Source organism: Kitasatospora sp. NPDC093558 (genome assembly GCF_040683475.1).
Classification (GTDB): Bacteria; Actinomycetota; Actinomycetes; order Streptomycetales; family Streptomycetaceae; genus Kitasatospora.
Genome location: NZ_JBFBDY010000158.1, coordinates 5,688 through 13,653 on the forward strand (window position 1 = coordinate 5,688; position 7,966 = coordinate 13,653).

Here is a 7,966-nt window from a genome sequence, read left to right on the forward strand (position 1 = left end):
GTCGGCGGCGCTCGCGGCCCTCGCGGCCGGCGTCCTCACCGAGTCGCGGGCCGACCGGCCCCGCCCGCTCGACCCCTACGGCGTGCTCACCCTCGCCGCCGGGACGACCTTCCTGATCGCCGGACTCGCCGAGGGCCGCACCGGCTGGGGACGGCCCACGGTGTTGGTGCTGCTGGCCATCGGGGTGCTGCTGCTCGCGCTGTTCGCCCTGGTCGAGGCCAAAGTGCGGGAACCGATGCTGGACCTCTCCCTCTTCCGCAGCCCCGGCTTCATCGCGGCCACCGGCGGGGCGATGTTCACCGGAATGTCGATGGTCGGCTTCATGAGCTACCTGCCCACCCTGCTCCAGGGCGTCCTCGGCCTGTCCGGCCTGGCGGTCGGCGGAGTGCTGGCCATCTGGTCCGGCCTCTCGGTCATCGCCGCACTCCAGGCCCGCCGACTGGCGGCCCACCTGGCGGCGACCACACAGGTCGCACTCGGGCTGCTGATCTGCGGCATCGGCGAAGCCGGACTGTACGGACTGGGCCCGGACTCCACCTGGCTACGGCTGGCGCCCGGACTCGCGGTCGCCGGCATCGGCAGCGGCGTGCTGAACGCCGCACTCGCCCGACTCGCGGTGAGCAGCGTCCCGGCCCACCGGGCCGCGATGGGCTCCGGAGCCAACAACACGTCCCGGTACATGGGTTCGGCCCTGGGCGTGGCGGTCACCGTAGCCGTGGCCACCTCCGCCCACCCCACCGGCCCGGGCCATGCGGCAGCAGCCCGCGCCCTGGCAGCCGGCACCGACCGAGCCGTCGTCGTAGCGGCCACCCTGTGCTTCGCGGGAGCCGCGCTGGCCCTGGCCGCCCGCACCGCCGAATCCCGCAGGCCCCGCCCCGAGGAGCCGACGACAACGCCGGCGCGCGAGCAAGTCACGACGGCTTGAGCGCACACGAGAAGTCGCCCCACCCGACTTCTGGCGCCTCCACCCACCCAACCCGAAGCACGAAACCAAGCGAGCCCACACCCACCCCAGACCCAAAGGTCGACCCACCCGACTTCCGGCGCACTGTGGCCAAGCGGCATCGAGCGACACGCAGCGGCGGCCGTGAGAAGTCGGCTCCACCGACTTCCTGCGTACCCGCCTCCCGGGCAGCCGTCGCTGGAGGTCGAGAAGGCTCGCGCCCGGAGTAGGAAGTCGGCCACGCCGACCTCTCACGTGCGTGAAGTTGCGAGACCCACGCTCAAGACCGCGAGGCCGAACTCCATGCCCGAGCAGGCCACGCAGAAAGTCGGCCCACCCGACTTCCCGCGCCCCGCATCGGCCGGGCCCGCGCACCGCGGCCAAGCGGCACGGAGCGGCGGCCGGCGTGAGAAGTCGGCTCCGCCGACTTCCTGCGCACTCGCCCCCCCCGGGCGGCCTTCCCTGGAGGGGGTGAGAAGGCTCGGGGCCGGAGTGGGAAGTCGGCCACGTCGACTTCTCGCGTACGTGGAGTTATGAGACTCACGCGCACGATCGCGAGGCCAAATCCCGCGCCCGAGCAAGCCACGCAGGAGGTCGGCCGGGGCCCGGGTCGGCGGAGGAAGTCGGTGGGGCCCACATCCGGTGGCAGCGCCGGCGGCCGTGTGGGAAGTGGGTGCATCGACTTCTCATGCGGCCGCTGCACTGCTTTCTCTCGACGCCGCTTGGCCGGGAGTCGGGGCGGGCGGCTTTTGGGTGTGGGGCGGGTGGGTGTGCCTCGGGGGGTGGCGTCATGGTGAGCGGGGCGTGGGGGGCGCGTGCGAAGATGGCAGGGCTGGTGGAAGCGATCTCCGGACGGTTCTCTGGCCATGGTGAACGAGAACGAGCCGCGCACGGGGGAGCCGCGGCAGGACGCCCTGCTGATGGTCCCGATCGCGACGGCGCTGATCGAGGCCGACGGGCGGATCCTGCACTGGAGCGGCGACGCCGAGGCACTGCTCGGTTACACCGCGGCCGAGGCGCTCGGTGCGAAGGCCGCGCAGCTGCTGACCTCGGACGAGGAGCGGCCCGAGGTGCTGGAGCTGTTCCAGCAGATCCTGGACGGGCGGCCGTGGTCCGGGGTGTTCCCGGTGCGGCACCGGGACGGGCACCCCGTGAACCTGGAGTTCCGCACGCACCCCATCGCCGGCCCCGGCGGGCGCCCGCTGGTGCTGGCCGTCGCCTCCGACGTGACGACGCTGCGCCGGATCCAGGGGGATCTGGCGGTCCTCGACGGTTTCTTCACGCAGTCCCCGGTCGGCATGGGCGTCTTCGACACCGACCTGCGGTTCGTCCGCCTCAACGAGGCGCTGGCGCGGGTCAACGGCCTGTCGGTCGGGGCGCACGTGGGCCACCGGCTCACCGAGCTGCTGCCCGGGATCAACGGCGCCGAGGCGGAGGCGGTGATGCGCCGGGTGCTGGAGACGGGCACGCCGGTGGTGGACACCCGCTCGCACGGCCGCACGCCGGGCGATCCGCAGCACGACCACGCGTGGTCCGCCTCGTACTTCCGGCTGGAGGAGCCGGGCGGGCGGGTGCTCGGGGTCAGCTCGACCGTCATCGACATCAGCAAGCAGTTCCACGCCGACGCCCGCGCCGCCCGCGCCCAGGAGCGGCTCGCCCTGATCGTCGACGCGACGGCGTCCATCGGCACCACGCTCGACCTGCGGCAGACCGCCCGCGAGCTGGCCGACGCCATGGTGCCCAGGGTGGCCGACATCAGCGGGGTGTTCGCCCTGGAGGCGCTGGTCGCCGGACGCAACGTCGAGCCGCCCGACCGGCACGCCCCGCTGCTGGTGCGCCGCCTGGCCCTCGCCTCCACCGACCCGCTGTACCCGGCGGAGGCGCTGCCCGTCGACGCGGTGTACGAGATCCCGGCCGACTCCCCGTACGCGCGGGCCCTCGCCACCGGGCGGACGGTCGTCGTGCCGTCCTGGGAGCTGCCGCTGCTCAGCGAGGGCATCACCGAGAGCCGCCGACAGGCCGCCCTCGGCGACCGGCCGCGCTCGGTGCGGATCACCCCGCTGGTGGCGCGCGGCACGACGCTCGGCATGATCGTGTACTCGCGGCGCGGCGCCCGGGAGTCGTTCGCTGAGGCGGACATCACCCTCGGTGACGAGCTCGCCTCGCGCGCCGCCGTCGCGATCGACAACGCCCGGCTGTACCTGCGCCAGCACCAGACCGTCCTCGCGCGCCAGCAGGCGCTGCGCGAGGCGAAGGCCGCGCAGGAGCGGCTGGCGCTGGTCAACGTGGCCTCCACCCGGATCGGCACCACGCTGGAAATCGACCGCACCGCCCAGGAGTTGGCCGAGGTGGCGACGCCAAGGCTGGCCGACACGGTGGTCGTCGAGGTGCTGGACGAGCTCGTGCGCGGCGAGCGCGAGGCCCGCCCCTCGGCGGACGGCTCCGCACTGCTGCGGCGGATGGCCTTCCACTCCGTGCACGGCTCCACCCTGCGCCCGATCGAACGCACCGGCGGCGTGCAGCGCTTCCCGCCCGGCTCGCCGTACGCGTGGTCGCTGGCGAACCGCAAGCCCGTCCTGGTGCCGCGGATGGACGCCGAGGGGCTGGCCTGGTTCGCCGACGACCCGGTGCGCACGGCGGCGGTGCGGGAGCAGAACGTCCGCTCGTTCATGGTCGTCCCGCTGATCGCGCGCGGCACTCCGGTCGGCGTCGCGGGTTTCTACCGCACCATCGTCGAGCGGCCGTACGAGGACGACGACCTCGCGCTGGCCGGGGAGTTGGCGGTGCGGGCGGCCGTGTCCATCGACAACGCGCTGCTGTTCACCCGCGAACGCGACGCCGCCGCGGCCCGCCAGCGCGCGCTCGACGAGGCGTGGGCCGCGCAGCAACGGCTGTCGCTGCTCAACGAGGCCAGCAACCGCATCGGCACCACGCTCGATCTGCACCGCACCGCACGGGAGTTGGTGGAGGTCGTGATCCCGCGCTTCGCCGACTTCGTCACCGTCGACCTGCGCGACGCCGTGCTCGGCGGCGAGGAACCCGGGCCCGTCCCCTCCGACGGCCCGGTGCTGATGCGGGCCGTCGCGATCGGCGAGGTCGGTCCCTCCGGCACGCTGACGAGCGCCGCCGACTCGATCGGCGAGACCTCGCAGTCCGCCGCGCTGTACGCCGAGAGCCTGCGCAGCGGGCGCTCGATCCTGGTCTCCGAGGTCACCGAGGACGACCTGCGCCGGATCGTCGCCTCGCCCGACCGGGTCGAGCCCGGGCTGGCGGCGGGAGTGCACTCGTACCTGATGGTACCGCTGGTGGCGCGCGGACTCGTGCTGGGCGGCGCCGAGTTCGTGCGCATGGCGAACGCGGTGCCCTTCGGTCCGGCCGACCAGTCGCTCGCCGAGGAGCTGGCCGCGCGCACCGCGCTCGCGATCGACAACGGACGCCTCTACCGGCGCGAGCGGGACACCGCCCTCACCCTCCAACGCAGCCTGCTGCCGCAGGAGATCCACCGCACCCTCGGCCTCGACATCGCCTACCGCTACCTGCCGAGCAGCGTGGTCAGCGAGGTCGGCGGCGACTGGTTCGACGTCGTGCCGCTGCCCTCGGGGCGGGTCGCGCTGATCGTCGGCGACGTGATGGGCCACGGCATCAGGGCCGCCGCCACCATGGGCCAACTCCGCACCGTCGCCCGGACGTTGATCACCCTCGACCTCGACCCGGCGCGCGTCCTGCACCGGCTCGACGAGGCCACCATCGCACTCGGCGACGGGCAGTTCGCCACGTGCGTGTGCGTCGTCTACGACCCCGTCGACCGCCACTGCACCGCCGCCTGCGCCGGGCACCTGCCACCGGTCGTCGCCGACCCGCACGGGCAGGCACGGACGGTCGAACTGCCGCCCGGCGCACCGCTCGGCGTCGGCGGAGTCCCCTTCGAGAGCGTCGAGTTCACCCTCCCCGAGGAGGCCATCATCGCGCTCTACACCGACGGACTCGTCGAGCGCCGCGGCCGTGACCTCGACGAGGGCCTGCAACTGCTCTGCCGCACGATCGCCGACCGGCGCCGCTCGCTGGAGCAGACCTGCGACGCCGTCCTCGCCGAACTCACCGGCCGCACCGCCGAGGACGACATCGCCGTCATCATGGCCCAGGTCCGCCCGGTCGGCGCCGACCGGATCGCGACCCTGCCGCTCACCGGCGACCACGCGATGGTCGCGCACTCCCGCCGCTTCACCCGCGCGACGCTCACCGACTGGGGGCTCGACGCCCTCGCCGACTGGGCCGAGCTGCTCACCAGCGAACTCATCACCAACGCCCTCGTCCACGCCGGATCCCCCACCCAGCTGCGGCTGTTCTGCAACCGGCTGCTCACCGTCGAGGTCGCCGACCAGGAGGGCGAGGCCCCGCGGATGCGGCCCGCCCGGGCCGAGGACGAGGGCGGGCGCGGCATGCACCTCGTCAACGAGCTCGCCCACCGCTGGGGCAGCCGGCGCACCAGGGACGGCAAGGTGGTCTGGTTCGAGCTGGAGCTGCCGCCCGGCACGTCGAGTGCGCCCTGAGCCGCGTCCGAGCTGCGCCGACAACGGCCGGTTGTCGGCGCCGCGTCGCGGTTGTTGGCCCGGCGCGGCACCCGCCCGGTTGTCTGGTGGCACGGCGGGACAGCCCCACCGGAGGACACCAGAGGAGCCACCGTGAACCAGCAGCTCGACGCCCGCACCGTCGTCACCGCCTACGTCACCGCGATCGCCGGGGGCGACCTGGACACCGCGATCGCGTACTTCGCCGACGACGCCACCTGGGAGTACCCGGGCACCCTCCCCCTCTCGCGGGTCTGGCGCGGCAAGGACGCCATCCTCGACGACTTCCTCGGCAGCGTCCGGACCCTGTTCGCCCCGGACACCCCGCTGGAGGTGGCCCTGACCCAGGTCCTCGCGGACGGCCCGAAGGCCGTCGCCGAGTGGACCGCCAAGGGGACGGCCGCGAACGGCAGCGCGTACGAGAACCACTGCGCAGCCGTCTTCACGGTCGAGAACGGGCTGATCACCGCCGTCCGCGAGTACCTCGACACCGACCACGTGGCGCGGACGCTCTTCGCCTGAGTGACGTTCAGGCATTCAGGCCGGCAGGAGCAGGTTGACGTCACCGAACTCGTGCCAGAGGTACCCGGTCCGGACGGCCTCGCGGTAGCAGTGCGCGAGGAGCGGGAGCCCGGCGACGGCGGCCAGCAGCCGGAGGTGGGAGGCGCGGGGCTCGTGCCAGCCGGTCAGCAGGCCGTCGACGGCACGGACTCCGCGTTCGGGGGTCACCACCAACTCCGTCCAGCCGTCGGCCTCGTGGACAGTCCCGTCCGGATCGGCGGCGGACTCCAGCGCCCGCACCACCGTCGTGCCGACGGCGATCACCCGGCCGCCGCCCGCCCGGACGTGCCCCACCAGGCGGGCCGTCGCCGCCGGGACGTGGAACCGCTCCGCGTACGGCGCCTCGTGCGCCTCCGGGGACGCGACGCCGGTGTGCAGGGTGATCGGTGCGAGCAGCACCCCGTGCCCGGCCAGGCGGGCTACCACCTCCGTAGTGAACGGGCGTGCGGCGCTGGGCATTTCGCTGCTGCCGGGGATGGTCGCGAACGCCGTCTGGTAGGCCTCCATCGGCCAGTCGCGATCCACGTAGCCGTACCGGATCGCGCGGCCGTGGAGCGACAGGTACGGCAACAGCGCAGCGGGGAGGTCGAGTTCGGCGTACCAGAGACGCGCAGTGAACGGGACGGTGAGCACGGCGGCGCCGCCCGCGGGCAGTCCGAGGCGCAGTCCCGGGCGGGCCGGGCTGTCCTCGGGCGGGTAGTACTCCGCCGCCCGCCCGGGGACGACGCGGCGCAACTCCACCAGGAACGCGCCGCGTTGGTCCGTCTGGGCGGAGGACAGGTGCAGCGCGACCGGAGTGCCGTCGGGCAGCCGGGCGGGCAGCGCCGCCGGGATCGTCGCGGAGTTGTTGACCACCAGCAGGTCACCGGGGCGCAGCACCGCGGGCAGGTCGGTGAAGCGGTGGTGCTCGACCGTGCCGCGGTCGCGCCGGCCGACCAGCATCCGGACGCCGTCGCGCGCCCGGCCGCGGGCCTCCGCCGGTGCGCGGGCGGAGAGTTCGGGCGGGACGGTGAAGTCGGGCCCGAGGTCCGTGAGGACGGTCATCGTCCACCCCGGGTCGTCGTGGGGGTGGCCGCGAGGTCCGCCGCCAGGTCCGCCGCGACGTACCGGCCGGAGGGGGTGCGGTCGCGGAGCAGGGCGAGCAGGACGGGGGCGACCTCCTCGGGCAGCGGCTCGCCCGAGATGTCCTCACCGGGGCTCGCGGCCTGGAGCATCGACGTCCGCATGCTGCCCGGGTCGACCGCCCAGACCCGCAACTCCGGTTCCTCGCGGGCGAGTACGGCGGTGGCGAGGTCGAGCGCGGCCTTGCTCGCGCCGTAGCCGCCCCAGCCGACGTACGGCACGACGGCCGCGTCGGAACTGATGTTCAGCACGGCGCCGGCATGGGCGCGCAGCTGCGGCAGGACGAGCTGGGTGAGCGCGATCGGGGCGAGGGCGTTGACCTCGAACGTCTCCAGGAGCCCCGGCAGCGGCACGTCGGCGAGCCGGGGCAGCGGTTCGGCGCCGGAGTCGTCGGTGCCGTTGAGGGTGCCGGCGTTGTTGACCAGGAGGCTCGCGCCGCCGAGCCCGGCGGCCGCCTCGGCGAGGCGGGCACGGTGGTCGTCGTCCACGATCGTGCCGGGCAGCGCGACGTCCGGGGTGACAGCGCCCAGCCGCGCCTCGGCGGCGGCGAGTCCGGCGGCGCCACGAGCGGTGATCACCAGCTGCCACCCGTCGGCGGCGAGCGCCTCGGCGAGGGCCAGTCCGAGCCCGCGGGAGGCACCGGTGACGAGGGCGACGCGCGTGGGGGCGGTGGGCCGGCGCCGGCTCGCCCCGACGTACTCGTTTGTCTGGTTTGCCGTGTGGGGGGCCCGCCGCAGGGCGGGGGGCGCGGCGGCCCGGCGCGGGCCGGTCG

5 protein-coding genes are annotated in these 7,966 nt (G+C 74.3%); 3 read left to right on the forward strand and 2 right to left on the reverse strand.

What is annotated here, in order from left to right:
* The 3 genes from AB0O00_RS17390 to AB0O00_RS17400 form a co-directional block, all read left to right on the forward strand.
* The coding region (locus tag AB0O00_RS17390; protein ID WP_363652626.1) for an MFS transporter at window positions 1-925 on the forward strand (925 nt) is incomplete at its 5' end.
* Between the two features lie 884 nt (window positions 926-1,809).
* Window positions 1,810-5,493: a SpoIIE family protein phosphatase gene (locus AB0O00_RS17395; protein WP_363652628.1), complete on the forward strand. Its 3,684-nt coding sequence runs from the start codon at window positions 1,810-1,812 to the stop codon at window positions 5,491-5,493.
* 132 nt (window positions 5,494-5,625) lie between these two features.
* Entirely contained in the window at window positions 5,626-6,033 is a 408-nt protein-coding gene (locus AB0O00_RS17400) for a nuclear transport factor 2 family protein (RefSeq protein WP_363652630.1), read from the forward strand.
* 15 nt (window positions 6,034-6,048) lie between these two features.
* Here the strand turns inward: AB0O00_RS17400 and AB0O00_RS17405 are convergent, their stop codons facing one another.
* Both AB0O00_RS17405 and AB0O00_RS17410 read right to left on the reverse strand, forming a co-directional pair.
* Entirely contained in the window at window positions 6,049-7,116 is a 1,068-nt protein-coding gene (locus AB0O00_RS17405; protein ID WP_363652632.1) for an S-adenosylmethionine:tRNA ribosyltransferase-isomerase, read from the reverse strand.
* Window positions 7,113-7,814: an SDR family NAD(P)-dependent oxidoreductase gene (locus AB0O00_RS17410; RefSeq protein WP_363652634.1), complete on the reverse strand. Its 702-nt coding sequence runs from the start codon at window positions 7,812-7,814 to the stop codon at window positions 7,113-7,115. The genes AB0O00_RS17405 and AB0O00_RS17410 overlap by 4 nt, the downstream gene beginning before the upstream one ends.
* Between the last annotated feature and the right edge of the window lie 152 nt (window positions 7,815-7,966).